Raw genomic sequence first — 21,667 nt, 5'->3', positions numbered from 1 at the left:
TCTGTCACCGCGATGGACGTAACGTTTCGGGTCCGCAAACCGAGAAGTTGGTAAGTCTCACCCATCCACGGCGGGTGGTTGAGCGAATGCCACATACAGCTCAGTACAGAGTGCGACCACGGTCGGGGACACCGGAAGTCACACACAGCATGTAGACGTGCGGCCGAATCGGCCGCGGCGTCGATGCTCTCTGCGTCCGTTCGGTGGAAGTGTGCGTCGTCTCGCACAGCCCGGGGAGCAGAACCGCTCCTCGGCCACGGGACCGACGAGGAGGAGCGAACGATGACGACGTCGGACAGCGCACCGAGAACCACCGAACCGGCCGACACGACACCTACCGTGAACCGGACAGCGTCCGATCCCTTCCCGCTCTCCCCGGCGCAGGCCAGCCTGTGGTTCGCCCAGAAGCTCGCTCCCGAGGTTCCCCTCACCGTCGCGCAGTACGTCGACGTGCAGGGTGACCTCGACATCGACCTGCTCGAGCGCGTGGGTGCCCGCGCGGCCGCGGAACTCCAGTCCGGCGAGATCAGGCTCGTGGAGATCGACGGTCAGCCGTATCAGGTCGTCGACCCGGCAGCCACCGTGCGCACCACTCGGCTCGACGTCCGGTCCGAGGCGGACCCGATCGCCGCGGCCCTGGCCTGGATGCAGAAGGAGATGCGCTCCCCGGTCGATCTGGACCGCGATCCGCTGACCGTCAACGTCGTCTTCCGCGTCGAGGACCACCGCTACTTCTGGTACACCCGCATGCACCACATCGCCGGTGACGGATACGGCGCCGTCACCGCCATGAAGCGCGTCGCCGAGCTGTACACCAACGAGCAGGCCGGTGTTCCCACCCCGGACAGCAAGGCCGGCGACCTGGCCACGCTCTACGCGGCAGAACGCGCGTACCGCACCTCCACCAGGTTCGAGACCGACCGCGCCTTCTGGCAGGACACGCTCCAGGGTCTGCCGGACACCTTCTCCCTCGCCGATCGCACCGCCCCGGCCGCGCCGAGTCGCCTGCGACTCAACGGTGTCACCGACGAGACCGTCGGCGACATGCTCACCTCCGCGGAGGAGCGATTCGACGCCAGTGCCGCTGCCGTCGTGGCCGCGTCCTTCGCCGCCTACCTGCACCGGGTCACCGGGCGCGCCGACGTCGTCATGAGTCTGCCGGTGTCCGTCCGCACCACCGCGGCGCTGCGCCGCTCGGGCGGCATGGTGTCCAACGTCGTACCGATCCGCGTGTACATCTCGCCCGACATGAACATCGGCGACCTGGTGTCGTCGGTGACCCTCGAGATCACCGGTGCGCTGCGCCACCAGAAATACCGCCACGAGGACATCCGCCGCGACCACGGCAGCTCGACCATGCACCGCGGGTTCTTCGGACCCATGGTGAACATCATGCTGTTCGACTGGACCGTCGGTCTGGGCGATCTGGTGGGCCGGCTGCACCTGCTCTCCAGCGGTCCCATCGAGGACTTCACCTTCAACGCATACAACAGCGGCGGCAACTCGCTGAACATCGACTTCGAGGGCAACCCGTCGCTGTACGACGAGGACACCCTCGCTGCCCATCATCGGCGGTTCCTCGCCTTCTTCGAGAACTTCCTGGGACGCGGGGCACGAACTCGCGTCTCCGGTCTCGACGTCGTGCTGCCCGACGAGTACGACCGTGTGGTCACCGAGTTCAACGACACAGCCGTGAGCGTTCCGCGGACCACGCTGCCCGCGCTGTTCGACGCACAGGTGCGGCGCACCCCGGACGCGACGGCCCTGGAGTTCGCCGGCACCGCACTGACGTACGCGGAACTCGATCGTCGCTCGTCCCGCCTGGCGCGGGCGTTGATCGCCCGCGGCGTCGGACCCGACGTGCTCGTGGGCCTGGCCATGCAGCGCTCGCTCGACCTCGTCGTCGCGATGTACGCGATCGAGAAGGCCGGCGGCGCCTACGTACCGCTCGACCCCGATCATCCCGCCGAGCGTCTCGGCCACGTCCTCGACACCGCCCGGCCCGCGTGCGTGCTGACGGTGTCCACGCAGGGTGTCGTCCTGCCCGACACCGCTGCGCGCGTCGACGTCGACACGCTCGATCTCGCCGGACTCGCCGACACGCCGGTCGGCGACAGTGAGCGCACGGCGACTCTGCGACCCGATTCGCTGGCGTACGTGATCTTCACGTCGGGTTCCACGGGCCGCCCCAAGGGTGTCGGGGTGTCGCACCAGGCGATCGTCAACCGATTGCTGTGGATGCAGAACGAGTACTACCTCGGCGCCGACGACGCCGTGTTGCAGAAGACTCCGGCGACGTTCGACGTCTCGGTGTGGGAGTTCTTCTGGCCGCTCCAGGTCGGCGCCCGCCTGGTGATCGCGGAGCCCGACGGGCATCGCGATCCGCGCTACCTCGCCTCGATCATCGCCGGATCAGGCGTCACCACGGCACATTTCGTGCCCTCGATGCTCGGCGCCTTCGTCGCTGAACTGCGCGCGTCCGACGCCCGGCTCGGTGACCTGCGTCAGGTGTTCTGCAGCGGTGAGGCACTGCCCGCGGAGACGGCATCGGCATTCCGCTCGCTCACCGGGTCCGCGCTGCACAACCTCTACGGGCCGACCGAGGCCGCCGTCGACGTCACCTACTGGGAGGTGACCGACGCCGACGCCGTCACGGTGCCGATCGGACGGCCGGTGTGGAACACCGCGTTGCAGATCCTCGACGCCCGGCTCGAGCCGGTTCCGGTGGGAACGGCGGGCGAGCTCTACCTCGCGGGCGACCAGCTCGCCCGTGGCTACGTCGGTCGGCCCGATCTGAGCGCCGACCGGTTCGTCGCCGACCCGCTGTCGGCGCACGGCACCCGCATGTACCGCACCGGCGACCTGGCGCGTTGGCGGGCCGACGGCGCCGTCGAGTACCTGGGCCGCACCGACTTCCAGGTCAAGATCCGCGGACTGCGGATCGAGCTCGGCGACGTCGAGGCGGCTCTGGTCGCGCATCCCGCCGTGCACCACGCGGTGGCCGTGGCCCACGTCGACGAGCGCGGCGAGACCACGCTCGTCGCGTACGTCGCACCCGAGCCCGGCACCGACGCGGCGAGCGTCGAGGTCCGCGCTGTCGCCGCGACCGTCGCCGACCGCCTCCCGTCCTACATGGTGCCGTCGCTGGTGATCGTTCTCGACGCACTTCCGTTGAGCGCCAACGGCAAGGTCGACCGCAAGGCATTGCCGGAACCGGTGCGCCGCCGGGCCGACGTGCCCTCGGTCCCGCCGCGCACAGAGGTCGAGCGACGCATCGCCGAGACCATCGCCGACGTGCTGGACGTCCCCGTTCCCGGTGTCCACGACAGCTTCTTCGAGATCGGCGGCAACTCGCTGCTGGCCACGCGCGTGGTCTCCCGCATCAGCGCCGAGCTCGGTGCCGACGTGGGCATCAAGGACCTCTTCGAGGCGCCGACCGTGGCACGTCTGGCGGATCGCGTCGCCCATGCGCCCGTGGTCACCACCGGGCCGCCGCTGGTCGCAGGACCTCGCCCGGATCGCATTCCCCTCTCGCTCGCCCAACAGCGACTGTGGTTCCTGAACCGGTTCGACTCGGCGTCCCCGGCGTACAACATGCCGTTCGCCATCACGTTGCACGGCGACCTCGACGCGGACGCTCTGAGTGTCGCGCTCGCCGACGTCCTGGAGCGCCACGAGACGCTGCGCACCGTGTATCCCGACTCCGCCGACGGTCCGCACCAGGTGGTGCAGGACCCCGCGCACTACGACCTCGCGCCGATCGACACCGACGACTCGGCGCTGGCCGACACCGTGCGGGAGTTCGCGTCTCACGGATTCGACGTCACGCGGGAGCACCCGGTCCGTGTCCGCCTGTTCAGCACCTCGCCGACGTCGCACACGCTGGCCGTGGTGCTGCACCACATCGCGTCGGACGGGTTCTCCTTCGGCCCCCTCGCGACCGATGTCATGACCGCCTACGCTGCGCGGACGCAGGGGAGTGCGCCGCTGTGGGCACCGCTCGACGTGCAGTACGCGGACTTCACGCTCTGGCAGCACGCCGCACTCGGAGACGAGAACGATCCGACCTCGATCCTGCGCAGTCAGATCGACTACTGGACCGCGCGGTTGGACGGCCTGCCCGACACGCTCGAGCTGCCGACGGATCGCCCCCGTCCCGCTGCACCGTCGCACCGCGGCGGCGCCCACGACTTCCACATCGACGCCGATCTGCACCAGCAGCTCCTCGTGCTCGCATCGGACACCTCGGCCAGCCTGTTCATGGTGTTGCACGCGGCACTGTCCGCGCTGCTGGGACGGCTCGCGGACTCGGACGACGTCGCGATCGGGTCGCCCATCGCCGGTCGCGGCCACCGCGCGCTCGACGGACTCGTCGGCATGTTCGTCAACACACTGGTGCTGCGGTCGACGCCCGCGCCGCACGTCCCGTTCACCGACCTCCTCCGCGAGGTACGCGATCACGACCTCGAGGCGTTCGCCCGCGCGGACGTCCCGTTCGAGCGTGTCGTCGACGCGGTGGCACCGGAACGCTCGACGTCGCGCCACCCGCTGTTCCAGGTCGTTCTCTCCTTCGAGAACCTCGCGCCGGTCCGCGTCGAGATGGCCGGACTGGATGTCGAGGTCGCCGAAATCGACTCCGGCACAGCCAAGTTCGACCTCACACTGCAGCTCTCGGAGCGCACCACGGTCGACGGTCGGCCCGACGGGGTCGATGCGCGCCTGGGCTACGCCCGCGATCTGTTCGACGACGCGACAGCCGCGACGATGGCGCAGCGACTGGTGTCCGTCATGCGATCGGTCGCGGTGGATCCCACCCGAGCGATCGGCGACATCGACCTGTCCACGTCCACCGACGCTCCTGCCGTCCTCGTGGGCGCGGCAGCCGGGCCCACCTCGTCGCTCGCCGACATCCTCGTCTCGGCCGCGCGGCGCGATCCGTCCGCCACCGCCGTCGTCACGGCGGACGGCTCCGTCACGTACGGCGAACTCGACGACGCGTCGGACCTGCTGGCGCACGCGTTGATCGCCGAGGGGGTCGGCCCGGAATCGATCGTGCCCGTGTGTCTCGAGCGCTCGATCGACTCGATCGTCGCGACCTGGGCCGTGACGAAGACCGGCGCCGCCTTCCTCCCGGTGGATCCGCGCTACCCGGCGGACCGCATCGAGCGCATGGTCACCGACGTCGCCGCGTCCCTCGGCATCGCTGCCGCGGGAGCCGCACTGCCCGTTGCGGTCCGGTGGGTCACCGTCGATCACCGATCCGACGAGTCCTCGGCGGCACTGCCCGTACGGGTGCGCCCGGAGAACCCGGCCTACCTCATCTTCACGTCCGGATCCACGGGCACCCCCAAGGCGGTCGTGGTGCCGCACCGCGGCCTCGCCGACTTCGCCCGCGAGCAGGTGGCGACCTACCGAGTCGGACCGCGATCGCGCACACTGCATTTCGCCTCGCCGAGTTTCGACGCCTCGATCCTGGAACTCCTCATGGGATTCGCCGCGGGCGCGACCGTCGTGGTCGCCGGTACCGACGTCTACGGCGGCGACCGCCTCACCGCACTGCTGCGTGATCAGCGGGTGACCCACGCCTTCGTCACCCCTGCTGCTCTCGAGACGGTGGACCCTGCGGACCTCGACGCTCTGACCTTCGTCGGGGTCGGCGGCGACGTCTGCAGTCCCGCCCTCGTCGAACGGTGGGCGCCCGGCCGCCGCATGCTCAACCTGTACGGGCCGTCCGAGGCCACTGTCGTCGCGACCCTGACACCGCCGATGGCACCCGGTTCGCCCGTCACCATCGGCGCCCCGCGCCGCGGTGTCGACGTGCGGGTGCTCGATCGTCGTCTGCGCCCGGTGGTCCCCGGAGTTCCCGGCGAGCTCTACCTGTCCGGGCCGGCGCTGGCCCGCGGGTACCTCGCGCGCCTGCCGCTGACCTCCACCCGCTTCGTCGCCGATCCGTTCGGCACGCCGGGTGACCGTATGTACCGCACCGGCGACGTCGTCGCCGCCGTGACCACCACCGCGGGAACCGAACTGGTGTTCCGCGGCCGAGCCGACGACCAGGTCAAGGTGCGGGGTCACCGCATCGAACTCGCCGAGATCGACGCGGTGCTCCAGCGTCATCCGTCGGTCACGTTCTCCGTCACGAGCGTGCAGAACGCGGGCCGGGCCGACGCCCGCCTGGTCTCGCACCTCACGCTCGCGCCGGGCGCCGCCGGAACCGAGCCGGTGCTCGAGCACGCCCGCCGCACCCTGCCCGGGTACATGGTGCCGTCCGCGGTGGTCGTGCTCGACGAGGTGCCCCTCACCCCGTCGGGCAAGCTCGATCGCCGCGCGCTGCCGATGCCCACACCGGAGACGACGGAGGCGGCGTATCGCGAGCCCCGCACCGAGACCGAGTGGACCGTCGCCCGCGTGTTCGCGGACGTCCTGACGGTGCCCCGGGTCGGTCTGGACGACAGCTTCTTCGACGCCGGTGGCAACTCGTTGATGGCGACCCGTGTCACGAGTGCGATCGGCGCCGCGCTGAGCCGTGAGGTGGAGGTGCGCACTCTCTTCGAGGCCCCGACCGTCGAGGCGCTCGCGGCTCACCTCGACGCCGACAGCGGTGCGGCGTCGCGGATCCCGCTCGTCGCGATTCCGGCGGCGAGCCGTCCTGACCGGATCCCGCTGTCGTCGCCGCAGCAACGGCTGTGGTTCCTCAACCGCTTCGACCCCACCTCCGACGCCTACAACATCTCGTTCTCGGTGCACCTGGACGGCGTCCTCGACGCCCCCGCGATGGCACTGGCGTTGGCCGACGTGGTGGAACGGCACGAGAGCCTGCGGACCGTGTTCCCCGAGAGCGATCACGGACCGCACCAGGTCGTCGCACCGGCAGCACCCGCACCGCTCACGACGACCGTCGTGGACCGCGGCGACGTCGCGGACGCGCTGACCCGGTTCGCCCGTCGCGGGTTCGATCTCACGGTCGAGACCCCGCTGCGCACCACACTTCTGTCGATCTCCGAGACGGAGCACGTGCTCGGTCTCGTCGTACACCACATCGCCGCGGACGGGTGGTCCCTCGGACCGCTGACCCGCGACGTCATGGTCGCCTACGCTGCCCGCACCCGCGGAGCTGCCCCGCAGTGGACCCCACTTCCGGTGCAGTACAGCGACTTCACCCTGTGGCAGCGAGCCGTGCTCGGAGAAGAGGCCGACCCGGAGAGCCGGGCACACCGCGAACTCTCCTTCTGGACCGACACTCTCGCCGATCTTCCGGACGAGTGCACCCTGCCCGGCGATCGCGTCCGCCCGGCGGCGCCGTCCCACCGGGCCGGCGTCCACGAGTTCGCCGTCGATCCGGCTGTGATGACCGCCCTGTCGGCCGTCGCCGAGCGCCGGGGCGGCACCACGTTCATGGCGATGCACGCCGCACTCGCGGTCACGCTCGCTCGGCTCGCCGACACCCGGGACGTGGTGATCGGCACCCCGATCGCCGGCCGACGCGATCGCGCACTGGACGAGCTGGTCGGCATGTTCGTCGGCACCCTGGTCCTGCGATCCGACGTGGCGCCCTCCGACACCTTCGCCGACCTTCTCGGCCGGGTCCGCAGCACCGATCTCGACGCGTTCGCCCACGCGGACCTGCCGTTCGAGCGTCTGGTCGACGCTCTGTCGCCGTCGCGGACGGCCGGTCGGCACCCGCTCGTGCAGGTCGTGCTGGCCTTCCACTCCGACGGTGTCACCAGCGGCGAACTCGACGGTCTCACCGTCACCGCGTCGGAGATCGACCTGCAGCGCAGCAAGTTCGACGTCGAGCTCGCCGTCACGGAGAGCACCGACGCCGACGGTGAGCGGTCGTGGCGGTTCCGCGTCACCTATACGCGCGATCTCTACGACGAGAGCACCATCGCCGCCTTCGCGGACCGTGTCAGCGCCGTGCTCACCACGGTGGCCCGAGACCCGTCGGTGACCGTGGGCGACATCGAACTCCTGTCCCATCAGGAGTCCCGCGAGCTGACGACACGGGCCGGCGAGCGTCCCGGCGCACCGGTACTGCTGCCCGACCTGTGGGCCGCCGTCGCGCGGGAGAACGCGAACACCACTGCGCTGGTGCATGATCCGTCCCACGGCGTCGACGTCACGGCTCGGCGGTCGCGCACGTACGCCGAGCTCGATGCCGACGCCACCCGTCTCGCCCGGGTCCTGCTCGAACGCGGAGCCGGACCCGAGCGCGTCGTCGCCCTGGCGCTCACCCGGTCGGCGGAGTCCGTCGCGGCGATGCTCGCCGTGGCGATGACGGGCGCGGCCTGGGTCCCCGTCGATCCGCGCTACCCGGCGGACCGCATCGACCACATGCTCACCGACAGCGGGGCCGACCTCGGTGTCTGCACCGCGGCCGACCGCCCGCCGGCAGGACGGGACGTCGACTGGATCGTGCTCGACGACCCGGCCACCGTCGCCGACATCGCGACCCGGTCGACGGAACCCGTCACCGACCGTGACCGGACGTCCACGCTGCGGGTCGACCATCCGGCCTACGTCATCTACACCTCCGGATCGACGGGACTGCCCAAGGGCGTCGCCGTGACGCACTCGGGACTCTCCTCGTTCGCAGAGGTGCAGCGCACGACGTTCGGCATCACCGGAACATCGCGGACCCTGCACTTCGCCTCGCCGAGCTTCGACGCGTCGGTGCTCGAGATCCTGATGGCGATGGGCGCCGGCTCCATCGTCGTCGTCGCCCCGAGCGACGTCTACGGCGGCGCGGAACTGGCCGAACTGATCGACCGCGAGTCGGTCTCGCACGCCTTCGTCACCCCGGCCGCGCTCGCGACCGTCGACGTCGCCGCCGGATCACTGCCGAGTCTCACCACCGTGGTGGTGGGCGGCGACACGTGCTCCGCGGACCTGGTGCGGCGCTGGTCGGTCGGACGTTCGCTGTACAACGGGTACGGCCCGACGGAGGCGACCATCGTCGCCGCCATCGCGGAACTGCGTGCCGACGAACCGGTCACCATCGGTACGCCCATCGCCGGAGTCCGCGCCGTGGTGCTCGACGCGCGTCTGCATCCGGTGCCGGTCGGCGTCACGGGTGAGCTGTACCTGTCGGGTGTCGGCGTCGCTCGCGGCTACCTCGACCGCGCGGGACTGACGGCGGGCCGGTTCGTGGCCGATCCGTACGGCACCGCGGGGGAGCGGATGTACCGCACCGGCGACGTCGTGCGGTGGACTGCGGACGGCCGGCTCGACTACGTCGGACGCTCGGACACTCAGGTCAAGATCCGCGGATTCCGCATCGAGCTCGGTGAGATCGACGCCGCACTGACGAGGGACCCGTCCGTCGGCTTCGCGCACACTCTGGTGCACACCGATGCCTCCGGTCGCGCCTCGCTGGCGTCCTACGTCGTCGCCGCCACCGGACACGACATCGATGTCGACGCGGTCACGGGCGGCGTCCGCTCCGTTCTGCCCGGCCACATGGTGCCGGCATCGATGACGGTTCTCGAGCGCATCCCTCTCACTCCCGTCGGCAAGCTGGACGTGCGGGCGCTTCCCGCCCCGGTCGTCGTGGCCGTCGACCGCACTCACGACGCGCCGGCCTCCGAGACCGAGCGGACCGTCGCCGAGACCGTGGCGGCAGTGCTGGACCTCGACGTCGAGGTCGGACGCGACGACAGCTTCTTCGCACTCGGTGGCAACTCCCTGTTGGCCACACAGGTCGCGTCCCGCCTGGGTTCCACTCGCGGCGTTCGGGTTCCGGTCCGGGCACTCTTCGAGCACCCGACGGTCGCAGCCCTCGCCGCGCACATCGACGGGCTCGCCGAGTCCGCCGGCCCCGCTCTCGAGGCACGGCCTCGACCCGACCGGATCCCGCTGTCCTCGGCGCAGCAACGCCTGTGGTTCCTCAACAGGTTCGACCGGGCGTCGGGGGCGTACAACGTGCCCTTCGCGGTGCGCCTGACGGGACCGCTCGACATCGCCGCGCTGGAGGCCGCGCTGCGCGACCTCGTCGACCGCCACGAGGTGCTCCGGACCGTGTACCCGGACTCGCCCGAGGGCCCGCACCAGGTGATCCTGCCTGCGCACGAGGTGCCGGTGGCGCTGGAGCCCGTCGTGACCGAGCCCTCCGCGGTGACGGCCGCGATCGTCACGAGCGCGGCCCGCGGGTTCGACGTGACCACGCAGGCGCCCCTGCGGGTGGACCTGCTCGAGGTGGCGGCCGGGGACGAGCACGTCCTCGTCGTCACGCTGCACCACATCGCCGCGGACGGCTGGTCGCTGGCGCCGCTCGCCGCCGACCTGCTCACCGCCTACACCGCGCGGTCCACCGGCACGGCACCCGCGACGGAGCCACTGCCGGTGCAGTACGCGGACTACACGCTGTGGCAGCGTGACCGGCTCGGCTCCGAGGACGACCCGTCGAGCCTCGTCTCGACGCAACTGGCGTACTGGACGGCGGCGTTGACCGGAGCTCCCGACCGTATCGACATCCCCACCGACCGTCCGCGGCCGAGCGTGCCGTCTCACCGGGGCGGGGTGGTCACCACCACGGTGGGTGTCGACACGCACCGGCGGCTCGTCGACCTTGCGCGGCGGGAGAACGCGACGCTGTTCATGGCCGTCCACACCGCCCTCGCCGTCGTGCTCGGCCGTCTCGCCGGCCGCTTCGACACGTCCGTCGGTACCGCGGTCGCCGGCCGCGGCGACCAGGCACTGGACGCGCTGGTCGGAATGTTCGTCAACACGCTGGTCCTGCGCACGCGGGTCTCGCCGACCGCGTCGCTGACCGAGGCGTTGCAGCACGTGCGCGCGGTCGATCTGGACGCGTTCGCGCACCCCGACGTTCCGTTCGAACGTCTGGTGGACGTGCTGCACCCGCAGCGCAGCACGAGCCATCACCCGTTGTTCCAGATCATGTTGTCGTTGCAGGACGACGTTCCGACGACTGCCCGCATGGGCGAGGTGACCGTCGACGCGGCCGAGGTGGACGTCGCCGTCGCCAAGTTCGACATCCAGTTCACGGTCACCGACCGGCGCACCGACGACCGGGAGCCGGCGGGGCTGACCGTCACCGCCGACTACGCGACCGATCTGTTCGACGCCGCCACCGTGAGCACCATGCTCGATCGTCTGGTGGGCGTGTTGGGCGTCCTGGCCACCGAACCCGACCGCAGCATCGGCAGCGTCGAGATGTTGACCTCGCAGGAGCGAGCCCATCTGGTGCCCGTGCACGGCGGCGAGACCGATCCCGATCCGTCGCTGACCCTGTCCGAGGTGTTCGAGCAGACCGCACGCCGGGTTCCCGACCGCATCGCGGCGGAGTACCTCGGCGCCCACATCACCTACGGCGAGCTCGACCGACGTTCGACCACGGTGGCCCGAGCTCTCGTCCGGCGCGGTGTCGGACCGGAATCACTGGTGGCCCTGGGCTTCACGCGATCCTTCGACTCTCTCGTCGCGGTCCTGGCCGTCGCGAAGGCCGGCGGCGCCTTCGTCCCGGTCGACCCGCACTACCCGGCCGACCGCGTCCGTCACATGCTGACGGACTCGGCGACCACGTGGGGACTGACGACCGCGGAGCACCGGGCGGCCGTGGACGGAGTCTCGTCGACACGGTGGCTCGTGCTCGACGACGCGGACACCCTGGCCGAGCTGGCTCGTACGTCCGACGAACCCCTCACGCCCGCAGAGCTTCTCGGACCCATCGCTCTCGTGCACCCCGCGTACGTCATCTACACCTCGGGGTCGACCGGGACACCGAAGGGCGTCGTCGTCACCCACGCCGGCCTGTCGAACTTCGCCGGCGAGCTGCGCGATCGATTCGAGGTCGACGAGACGGCACGCGTACTGCACTTCGCGACACCGAGTTTCGACGCCGCCGTCATGGACCAGCTGTTCGCGTACGGATCCGGCGCGACACTCGTCGTGTCACCGCCCGGGGTCTACGGCGGCCGCGAACTGGGCGACCTGCTGGGATCGGAACGCATCACGCACGCCTTCATCACGACCGCGGCATTGTCGACCGCGGACCCGGCGAGCGCGACGTCGTTGCGACACATCCTCGTCGGCGGCGAGGCGTGCCCACCGGAACTGGTGGAGCGCTGGGCTCCGGGACGCTCGCTGTACAACGTGTACGGGCCGACGGAGACGACCATCGTCACGACGATGAGTGCGCCGATGGTGCCCAAGGGTCCGGTCACGATCGGTGGACCGATCCGCGGTGTCGCGGCGCAGGTCCTCGACCGCCAGCTGCAACCGGTGCCGTTCGGCGTCGTCGGCGAGCTGTACCTCGCCGGACCGGAACTCGCTCGCGGATACCTCGGGCGCACGGCGTTGACGTCGTCGCGGTTCGTCGCCGATCCGCACGGCAAGCCGGGTGAGCGCCTCTACCGCACCGGTGACCTGGTGCGCTGGCGCGAGCCCGCCGACGGCGACCCGACCCTGTCCTACGTGGGCCGGACCGATCATCAGGTCAAGATCCGCGGGTTCCGCATCGAGCTGGGTGAGATCGACGCCGCGTTCGACGTGCACGACGGCGTGGACTTCGCGACCACGATGGGCCACGTCCTGCCCTCGGGGGACACCGTGCTGGTGTCCTACGTCCTGCCGCACCGGGAATCGTCGGTCGACACGGCGTCGCTGCGTCGCCATCTGCAGGAGCGACTGCCCGGCTACATGGTGCCGCAGTCGATCATGCTGCTGGACGAGCTGCCGCTGACCGCCGTCGGCAAACTCGATCGGCGGGCGCTGCCCGCTCCGGAGTTCGCCGTCACCGGCGAGCATCGCGATCCGGGCACCGCGACCGAGCGCGCCGTCTGCGCTGTCTACGAGGAGATCCTGGGGGTGGCCGGAGTCGGACTCGACGACAGCTTCTTCGAACTCGGCGGCACGTCGCTGGTGGGGACGCGCGTGGTCGCTCGACTCGAAGAGACCCTCGGCACCACGGTTCCGATGCAATGGTTGTTCACCGACTCCACGCCGGCAGCTCTCGCCACGCGCATCGACGACACCGCGCATCTGTCGGCGGACGAGGTCGCGGCGACGGCCACGGCGTCACTGGACATGCTGCTGCCGCTGCGCCCGCAGGGTTCCGCGTCACCGGTGTTCTGCATCCATCCGGCGTTCGGACTGTCCTGGAGCTACAGCGGTCTGCTCGCCCACCTCGACTCGAATCAGCCGGTGTACGGCCTGCAGTCACCCGTCGTCTCGGGACGCACCGAGGAGTTCGACACGGTCGAGGAGCTGGCCCGGTACTACGTTCGCGAGATCCGGTCGATCCAGCCGCACGGTCCGTACCACCTGCTGGGCTGGTCGCTCGGCGGCCTCATCGCCCACGCGATGACCGTCGAGCTGCAGCGGGTGGGGGAGAGCGTCGCGACGCTGACCATGCTCGACAGCTACGTGCTCGCCGACGAGTACCTCGAGTCGACACCGTCGGTGCGGGACCTCATCGAGGAGTTCACCGGCCACGAGTTGCCGGCAGGCGTGGAACCGACGGTCGCGGAGGCGGCGGCCGCGCTGCGGTCCGAGGGTGGTCCGATGGCGGCGATGACCGTCGACACCCTCGAGCGGCTGTACGCGGGCTACGTGAACGGGACCTCGCTGGCGCACGGGTACTCACCGGGCGTCGTGGACTGCGACGTGCTGTTCTTCACGGCGACCGAGGACGAGGTGAACCGGAACGACGTACGGCGGACCGCCTCGGCCTGGCGTCGACACGTCCGCGGTGCCATCCACGATCACGCGGTGCCGGTCGCACACTCCGCGATGACCGATCCGCAGGCACTCGCGATCATCGGACCGATCGTCGCGCAGCACCTGCGCTGATCTCGGACGGACCCGAGACACACCGAGGGCCCCGGAGCAGATGCTCCGGGGCCCTCGGTGACGACAGGGGAGAGGCGGTCAGACTCCGGCGCCGCGACGCTTCGCCTTGAGCAGATCCATCCGCTCCTTGAGCAGTTCCTCGAGCTCCTCCACCGAACGCCGCTCGAGCAGCATGTCCCAGTGGGTGCGCGGGGGCTTGACCTTCTTGGCCTCGGGCGCGGTGCCCTCGATCAGACTGCCCTCGAGACCGTTGCGGCAGAGCCAGGTGCCGGGCAGCTCGGCGTCGTCGGCGAAGGGAACGTCGAACTCCTCGCCGTTGTCCGTCCGGTATCGAGCCATGCGCCGGGGCGCGAGGTCGTGGTCGCGATCGGTCTCGTAGCTCACCGCTCCGAGTCGACTACCTCGTAGAACGCGATCTGCCATGGTGGAGTCCTCTCTCGATCGTGGTACGCATGTCGCGTCCGTCGAATTCAACGCGCGTGGTGCGCGGAACGTTCCCGCACGCGAACACCCCATTCTAACCGGTGATGCGGCAGGGTCCGCGCACGTCGGTATCGTCGGGTCGATGCGGGGTGAATCCGGGACGGTGGGCGGTGGGATCGGTCGGTCCCGCGCACGGCGCCCGAGCACGTGTCTGTGGTGCGGTCGGCCGGTGGTCGAGGGCGCTGCGGGCCGGCGCCGACGGTACTGCCGTCAGTCCTGCCGTCAGCGTGCCTACGAACAGCGGACGTCGCTGAAGGACACCGTCGTCGCGGACGACGCCGTGGTGCTCACGGAGGCCGAGGCCGGTGCCGCCGCCGATCGCGCGTTCGGAGTCCGGTGCGCCGCCGAGGACGTGGCCACGGCCGTCGCGGAGGGCGCCGACGCGGCCGAACTCGCCGAGCTCTGCGACCGGTTGGTCACCCTGGCCAAGGACGCGGAACGACTGCGCTGATCCTGATCAGACACCCAGGTCGCTCGGGTGGTAGCCCTGCGGGTACCCGGGGTACGTCCGGTTGCGCGGATCCTGCGCCGACCGCGATGCCGTCCGCTTGGGCAGCAGACGCTCCACGCGGCCTCGGGCCTGCAGCGCCGACTCGAGCGCCGGGCGCACGGCGGGGACCGGGTCGCCGAACCCGAAGGCGCGGGTCATGTCCTGATCGATCATCGACAGCACGGCGCCGCGCACCGCGGAGCGGACAGGGCGCGGGTACCACGACGCCAGCAGGTCGCGGGTGTACTCGCCGATGGCCCTGTTGTCGTCGGAGTAGACGAACCGCTCGCGCTCGTACCGCACCTTGAAGGCGTGGAAGTCGGCTGTCGACGCGGGAATGTCCCGGATGCCCATCCGGATCCCGACCTCGCGGTAGAACGCGACGCTCGCGATCCGTTCGTGCGGATGCAGGCGCCGCCACCCGTAGCGGTCGATCCAGTCCAGCGGATCGAACGCGAAGGTGGAGAGCACGTACAGCATGTCGTCGTTCGAGATGTCGTAGCGCGCGTGCATGCGGTTGACCGCGCGGAGCGACGCGCGCCCGCGCTCGGAGTCGTACCCGTGTTCCACGAGTTCCGACATCAGCAGCGCGGTGTCGTCGTACCGCTTCTGAGGGCGGTGCTCGAACTCTCCCGTCCTGCGGAGCAACGCCGAGATGGTGGGCACGCAGTACGTGCGGAACAGCGCGAACTCCAACGCGCGCTGATAGTCCCAGGGAAACTCGCAGCCCGCCGTGATCTTGAGGACGGTGGCCGCGTCCGCCACCGGATCCAGCTCGTCGATCACCCGCACCCACCCGAACCGCCCGAAGCGCGGCCGGGGGAGGGTGGTCATCGCCCGTAGACCTTGGTCAGCAACAGGCGCGCGACCGCGACGTCGCGCCGCTTGCGCGTCATCGTCACCAGGCCCAGCGGGGCGGCGAAGCGTTGCTTCGTCACCGACTTCACCCGGGAGAACTCCCGCAACCCATCCGCGCCGTGGATCCGTCCGAAGCCCGAGTCGCCGACTCCGCCGAACGGCAGCGCGCCCACCGCTGCGAAGCCCAGCACGGAGTTGACCGTCACCACTCCGACCCGGAGCCGGTCCGCCGCCCGCTCGGCCGCGGCCTTCGACGCGGTGAAGACCGACGCGCCCAGCCCGTACTTCGAGGCGTTGGCCCGCTCGATGCCCTCGTCGAGATCACGGACGCGGTTGACCACCACGGTCGGACCGAACGTCTCCTCGGCGACGGCCGAGCTGTCCTCCGGCACGTCGAGCAGCACGATGGGATCGACGTACGGCGCCCGGACGGATTCGAGTCCGCCGACGACGGCGCGACCACCGCGCGCCAGGGCGTCCTCGACCTGGTCCCGCACGATGTCGACCTGCTTCGGCAACGTCATGCGTCCGTACTGCGCATCGTCCGCGTCGCCGACCCGGAGGTCGCGTACACGGGAGGTCAGGATGTCCACGAAACGATCGGCGACCTCCTCGACCACGTAGATGCGCTCCACACCCGCGCAGGTCTGGCCCGCGTTGCCCATGGCGCCGAACGCGGCGAAGGTCGCCGCGGCCTCGAGGTCGGCGGTGGCGTCGACGATGAGCGCGTCCTTGCCGCCGCCCTCGACCACGATCGGCGTGAGCGTCTCCGCGCACACCGCCATGACCTTCTTCGCCGTCGCGGTGGACCCGGTGAAGGCGAGCTTGTCCACTCCCGAGCGGCACAGCGCCTCGCCGACCCGACCGTCGCCGGTGACGGTCTGGAGCACCTGGTGCGGCGCCGCCAGCGACGCCCAGGCGTCGGCCAGCCAGGTGCCGGTGCGGGGAGTGAGCTCGCTGGGCTTGAAGACGACGGCGTTGCCGGCGGCCATCGAGTACGCGAGCGACCCCATCGGTGTGTAGACCGGATAGTTCCACGGGCCGATCACGCCGACGACACCCATCGGTTGATACCGCACGGAGGCAGCGTGATTGATGCTCACCAGACCCGGGAAGACGGACCGCTCCCGCAGGACACGTCGCGCGTTCTTCGCGGCCCACGTGAGATGCTCTACCGCCAGCATGACCTCGAGCAGAGCGTCGTCCTTCGGCTTGCCCGTCTCCTCGCGCACGGTGTCGACGAGCGACCCCGACGTCCGGGCGATCCTGGATCGGAACTCGAGCAGCCACCCCTTGCGATCCGTGAAATCGAGAGCGCCCCACCACAGTGCCGCGTCACGCGCGCGGGCGACGGCCGCGTGCACCTCTCCGTCGGACGGCGTCGGTGCCGCGGTGCGTTCCGGAGAGTGCTGGACCGTCATGTGTGTACCCCTCAGTCAGCCGAATGATCCACTGTGATCGGTGACACTATGGCTGATCGCCGTCCGCGACAATGACCGAGCCGACCGTGGTCGGTGACCCGAACCGACCGTCAGGCGATGTCGCACCCGTCGGTGGGTACGTCGGCGAACCGGTCCATCAGGTACGCCGCGGCCGCACCGCCGTAGCCGTCGATGATCTGCGGACCGAAGTGGTTGGGCAGCACCGCACCCGGCAGGATCGGCGGCAGCGGGTTCGACCGGAACGTCACCGACGCACCCTGGCCGCACCACTCCTCCGCCAACTCCCGCGCCTGCCCGTACGGCACCGTGTCGTCGTTGATGCCGCTGGTGATCAACACCGGGGCCGACGGCCGCAGGGTGCCGGTACGCAGCTTCTCGAAGATGGGACCGGCCTCGGGCACGGATCTCAGATTCTCCGACATCGAGCGACCGTCCTTCGTCAGCGTCTCGGTGCGCAGGAACGGATACGTCAGGATCGTGTCGGCGATGCACTGGGTCGACAGGTCGTTCAGCACCGTCTTGCCGTGATCGGAGACGCGCTCCTCGACGCGGGCCCGCAACGACGGGTTCCGCTCGAGGACTCCGTTCAGTGCGTACCCGATGACTCCGCCGATGAGAGTGCCGTCCACCGTGTTCAGCACGTCGAGCAGGTCGGCCGTCGGTGCGCCCGCCCACGTGCCCTTGATGTTCAGTTCCGGTGCGTACGTCGCCGCCGACTCGGCCGCGGCGGCGGTGGCGCCGCCGCCCTGCGAATAGCCCCAGAGACCGATGGGGGAGTCGGGGTCGCCCGCCAGCGCGTTCGCCGCTCGCGCGCCGTCGAGCACCGCGTGCGCCTCCTCCGGCCGGTTGACGTAGGTGTGCAATCCCGGCGTGCCGAGACCGATGTAGTCGGTCACGAAGACGCGCGCGCCCATCGACCCCCAGAGCGTCGACGACACGAGTTCCTGGTTCGCCGAGAGGGACAGGGGGTCCGTCGTGAGGTTCAGCCCGAGCGGGAACGCCCGCGACGGCGCGCACTGGTCGCCCTGCCCCACCGTCCCCGGAGCGACCACGACGGTGGGTCTGGGGCCGACGCCGCGCCAGGGAACGGCCGAGTCGATGAACGTTCCGGTCACCGCGACGGGCTCGTCGTTCTCGGTCCGCGAGGTGTACATGACGCGCTGCGCGGTGGCGGGATAGCGACCGTCCACTCCCGGCGCAGCGAGAAAGAGCGACATCGGCTCGGTGCGGAGCACCGTGCCCGGCGCACCCGCGACGTCCGTCGGTGGGGAGTAGAAGTCGTCACCGGGGGCTGCGTCGGCGAGTGCGGGTGCGACACCGACCAACGCCACGAGCACGGCTCCGACGATCAGACTGCGTGACAGTGTCATCGACTTCCTTCCCGCTGCGCGGACCCCCCGGCAGGCGCCCTGAAGTTAGACAGTTCTGGCACCAGGTGTCAAGGTCGCGAGGTGAAGCCCGTCACTCCGGCGGCACGGTCATCGACGCCGGGAGCCACCGCAGGAGGAAGGCGCGGAGGTCGTCGTCGTCCGCGATGGACGGATCGTCGAAGAGCACGACGGACAGTCCGAGACGAGTGGTGATGAGGACGATGTCGTCCAACACCTCCGCGACCCGGGGGTCGAGTGCGGTCAGCGGGGACAGTAGATCTCGCACGACGGGAATGGCGTGCTGGACGACATCGGGATGCAGCACCGGGTTGATGCCGTCCAACCGCAGCAGCGCTCCCATCGCGGGAATGTCGCGCACCGCCCGCCGACCACCGATCACCATCTCCACGACGTAGTCGCGCACGGTCTCCGGGCCGTCGAGGCGCGACCGGATCTCGGTCATGACCTCGACCGCCAAATGCTCCATCGTGCGGGTCACCAACACCTCGCGCGTGCCGAAGATGGAGTACACGGTCTGTCGGGAGACCCCGGCAGCGGCGGACACACCCGCGATGGTGACGCCGTCGAAACCGTGCTCCGCGATCACCTCGAGGGTGGCCTCCATGATCTTGCCGCGCGATCGCATGGGACCAGTGTGCGGGATCCTCACGTCAGCTGCGGTTGCGCCGAGCCACCTCGAGCTCGAACCCGGCCGGCATGAGGGTGAGGCGTTCCTCGATGGCGAGCTCGTAGCCCGGATCGGGAGCGACGTCGAAGGTCTGGAGGATCGTGCCCAGCACCAGCAGCGACTCGTGGAGAGCGAACTGGCGCCCGATGCAGGCACGCTCGCCCGTGCCGAACGGCTTGTAGGCGTGCGGCGGCCTGGCCCGCACGTTCGCCGACAGGAAGCGGTCCGGGTCGAACACCTCGGGATCCGGCCCCCATACGGGATCGCGATGCAGACCGGGGATCAGCACCAGGGCCCAGTCGCCCGCGGCCACGGGACGCCCGCCGACCGTCGTGTCGTGGCGTGCCTCCCGCGCGTAACCGGGGGCCGTCGGCCACAGGCGCAGTCCCTCGTCGAGAACCCGTCGGACGAAGCGCAACTTCGCCACCTGCTCGAAGGACGGCGTGTCCGCACCCCACACCTCGTCCACCTCCGCACGCGCCCGAGCCCACATCTCGGGATGCCTCGACAGGTAGTACAGGGCGAACGACAGTGAGCCGGAGGTCGTCTCGTGTCCGGCGATGAGGAAGGTGACGATCTGATGCCGGATGTTCACCTCGTCCAGCGCGTTGGGATCACCGTCGCGTGCCGCCTGGAGCATGATGTCCAGCAGATCGCCGTCGCCGCTCGTCTCACCGTCCCGGCGGGCCCGCACGATGTCGTCGAGCAGCTCGGCCATGAAGGCCTTGTCGGCATCGTTCCGCCGTTCGCGACGCCGGAACACCAGGTCGCCGACGACGGGGAGCGGCAGCAGTGCGCGGCGCTGGTTGTGCTGCAGGGTCCGCACCATGGCCCGGACGAACGGATGCGTCTCGGCGCGGGTGAACGAGTCGAAGCTGTAGCTGAACCCCGTGCGGCCGATGGTCTCGAGCGTCAACTTGGTCATGTCCGAGGAGACGTCGACCCGATCACGGGACGACCAGTGCGACACCAGCTGTCCGGCGACGTCCACCATGATGTCGTGGTAGCTCCGCATGGCCGACTGCGTGAACGCCGGCCGGAGGAGATCGTGGGCCTTGCGCCAGTTCGGTTCGTGCGAGTACGCCGTGAACAGTCCGTCCCCGCCGATCGAGCGCAGTCCGGCGACCGCGGGTGCCACGTGCTTGACGAACCGCGACTCGTCGCTGAGTTCCTCCACGAGATCGGCGCCCGAGACGATCACGAACCGGCGCCCCAGGACCACCCGCTCGAAGATGGGGCCCAGCTGCGCGGCCAGCGCCACCGAGTCCTGCACCGGGGTGCTCGCGTGTACGCCCAGCACGTCGCCCAGCACCGGGAGTCGTCGAGGGGGATGGGGAAGCGGAGAAGTGGACGAGATCGTGGTGACCACGGTCGGACCCTTTCGCGTGGGTGGCCGGCGTACTGAACCGGGATACAACAGCGGACGGTACCCCCTACTGAACGCGTGTCAAGTATCACGAGCAGTCCCGTAACATGGCGCAGGTCATGACCTCTCCCCGCAAACGCCTGTCACCCGATCAGCGTCGGCACCAGCTGCTCGAGATCGGGTCACGACTGTTCGCGGAACGGCCTTACGAGGAGGTGTGGATCGAGGAGGTCGCCGACCTGGCCGGCGTCTCGCGTGGGCTGATGTATCACTACTTTCCGTCCAAGAGGGATTTCTTCGCCGACATCATCCGGCTCGAATCCGCGCGGATGGTCGAGATCACGGCTCCCGACACCACGCTGCCCGTCGAGCACCAGGTGTCCGCCGGACTGCGCGCCTACATCCGCTACTCCACCGATCACGCTCACGGACTACGGGCCATCAATCGAGGAACGATGTCGGGCGACGTCGGTATCCAGGCGATCCTCACGGCCGAGTTCGAGACGCAGCAGCAACGGATCCTGGCGGCTCTGGGACCCGACGACGGCGCGGACGAGGTGACGCGGGTGGCCGTGGCCGGGTGGGTGTCGTTCGTTCGCGCCGTGTGCGTGGACTGGGTGGACCGGCAGTCGATCTCGGCCGACGAGGTGCATGATCTCTGCATGCGCGCACTGCACGGACTGCTGCGCCGTTCCTGAGAGGAGGACGCGTGACCGACACCGGTGCGGACTCGCGACACCTCGACGATCTGCGTCGTCTCCGTCGAGTACGGGATCGAATGGACCGCGAGTACGCCACGCCACTGAACCTCGAGACCCTGGCGCGCGACGCGCACGTGTCCGCGGGGCACCTGAGCCGGCAGTTCCGCGCCGCGTACGGAGAGTCGCCCTACGCGTACCTGATGACGCGGCGCATCGAACGAGCCATGGCGCTGCTCCGGGGGTCGGAGAGGTCGGTGACGGAGATCTGCTTCACCGTGGGGTGCTCCTCACTGGGCACCTTCAGTACCCGTTTCTCCGAACTGACCGGACTGTCCCCGTCCGCGTATCGGCAGCAGAACCAGTCCACGGAGGTCGGCGCGCCGTCGTGTGTCGAGAAGGTGGTCACCCGACCGATCAGGAATCGAGAAGCGGACCGCGTAAGGCGAACCTAGTGTCGTCG

The 21,667-nt window shown here is 70.0% G+C and carries 10 protein-coding genes; 4 read left to right on the top strand and 6 right to left on the bottom strand.

The window, feature by feature from the left end:
* The first annotated feature begins 282 nt into the window (after positions 1–282).
* Positions 283–13,809: an amino acid adenylation domain-containing protein gene (locus HQ312_RS00495; RefSeq protein ID WP_222637523.1), complete on the top strand. Its 13,527-nt coding sequence runs from the start codon at positions 283–285 to the stop codon at positions 13,807–13,809.
* A gap of 78 nt (positions 13,810–13,887) precedes the next feature.
* Here HQ312_RS00495 and HQ312_RS00490 read toward each other — a convergent pair whose 3' ends face one another.
* The gene (locus tag HQ312_RS00490; protein ID WP_027505388.1) at positions 13,888–14,232 is read right to left on the bottom strand and encodes an RNA polymerase-binding protein RbpA; all 345 of its coding nucleotides are present in this window, start codon (positions 14,230–14,232) and stop codon (positions 13,888–13,890) included.
* Positions 14,233–14,374: 142 nt separating this feature from the next.
* Between HQ312_RS00490 and HQ312_RS00485 the strand changes: the two genes are divergently transcribed.
* Entirely contained in the window at positions 14,375–14,743 is a 369-nt protein-coding gene (locus tag HQ312_RS00485; protein WP_051613280.1) for a hypothetical protein, read from the top strand.
* Positions 14,744–14,749: 6 nt separating this feature from the next.
* On the opposite strand, the gene HQ312_RS00480 is transcribed toward HQ312_RS00485, so the two are convergent.
* From HQ312_RS00480 to HQ312_RS00460, 5 genes are all read right to left on the bottom strand, one after another.
* Positions 14,750–15,616, bottom strand: coding sequence for an oxygenase MpaB family protein (locus tag HQ312_RS00480; RefSeq protein ID WP_222631181.1), 867 nt, complete (start codon positions 15,614–15,616; stop codon positions 14,750–14,752).
* The gene (locus HQ312_RS00475) at positions 15,613–17,061 is read right to left on the bottom strand and encodes an aldehyde dehydrogenase family protein (protein ID WP_056444508.1); all 1,449 of its coding nucleotides are present in this window, start codon (positions 17,059–17,061) and stop codon (positions 15,613–15,615) included. The genes HQ312_RS00480 and HQ312_RS00475 overlap by 4 nt, the downstream gene beginning before the upstream one ends.
* Before the next feature lie 110 nt (positions 17,062–17,171).
* Complete coding sequence (locus tag HQ312_RS00470) at positions 17,172–18,452, bottom strand: lipase family protein (protein ID WP_222637522.1); 1,281 nt, start codon at positions 18,450–18,452, stop codon at positions 17,172–17,174.
* A gap of 91 nt (positions 18,453–18,543) precedes the next feature.
* Positions 18,544–19,098, bottom strand: a complete 555-nt coding sequence (locus HQ312_RS00465; RefSeq protein WP_222631193.1) for a TetR/AcrR family transcriptional regulator — start codon at positions 19,096–19,098, stop codon at positions 18,544–18,546.
* Positions 19,099–19,123: 25 nt separating this feature from the next.
* A complete protein-coding gene (locus HQ312_RS00460) occupies positions 19,124–20,509 on the bottom strand; it encodes a cytochrome P450 (protein ID WP_222637521.1) in 1,386 nt (461 codons plus the stop codon).
* Positions 20,510–20,625: 116 nt separating this feature from the next.
* On the opposite strand from HQ312_RS00460, the gene HQ312_RS00455 reads away from it, so the two are divergent.
* Together HQ312_RS00455 and HQ312_RS00450 are read left to right on the top strand one after the other, a co-directional pair.
* Positions 20,626–21,204, top strand: coding sequence for a TetR/AcrR family transcriptional regulator (locus tag HQ312_RS00455; RefSeq protein WP_222637520.1), 579 nt, complete (start codon positions 20,626–20,628; stop codon positions 21,202–21,204).
* Between the two features lie 11 nt (positions 21,205–21,215).
* A complete protein-coding gene (locus HQ312_RS00450) occupies positions 21,216–21,659 on the top strand; it encodes a helix-turn-helix transcriptional regulator (RefSeq protein WP_027505394.1) in 444 nt (147 codons plus the stop codon).
* The last annotated feature ends 8 nt before the right edge of the window (positions 21,660–21,667 follow it).

The sequence above is a fragment of the Rhodococcus sp. BP-316 genome, from assembly GCF_019836105.1.
GTDB lineage: Bacteria > Actinomycetota > Actinomycetes > Mycobacteriales > Mycobacteriaceae > Rhodococcoides.
Note: the sequence above shows the minus strand (reverse complement) of the source record. Positions and strands in the feature narration are given on the sequence as shown.

Coding starts and splice junctions, on each gene's coding strand:
- HQ312_RS00495 (WP_222637523.1), top strand. CDS start 283: ATGACGACGTCGGACAGCGCACCGAGAACCACCGAACCGGCCGACACG.
- HQ312_RS00490 (WP_027505388.1), bottom strand. CDS start 14,232: ATGGCAGATCGCGTTCTACGAGGTAGTCGACTCGGAGCGGTGAGCTAC.
- HQ312_RS00485 (WP_051613280.1), top strand. CDS start 14,375: ATGCGGGGTGAATCCGGGACGGTGGGCGGTGGGATCGGTCGGTCCCGC.
- HQ312_RS00480 (WP_222631181.1), bottom strand. CDS start 15,616: ATGACCACCCTCCCCCGGCCGCGCTTCGGGCGGTTCGGGTGGGTGCGG.
- HQ312_RS00475 (WP_056444508.1), bottom strand. CDS start 17,061: ATGACGGTCCAGCACTCTCCGGAACGCACCGCGGCACCGACGCCGTCC.
- HQ312_RS00470 (WP_222637522.1), bottom strand. CDS start 18,452: ATGACACTGTCACGCAGTCTGATCGTCGGAGCCGTGCTCGTGGCGTTG.
- HQ312_RS00465 (WP_222631193.1), bottom strand. CDS start 19,098: ATGCGATCGCGCGGCAAGATCATGGAGGCCACCCTCGAGGTGATCGCG.
- HQ312_RS00455 (WP_222637520.1), top strand. CDS start 20,626: ATGACCTCTCCCCGCAAACGCCTGTCACCCGATCAGCGTCGGCACCAG.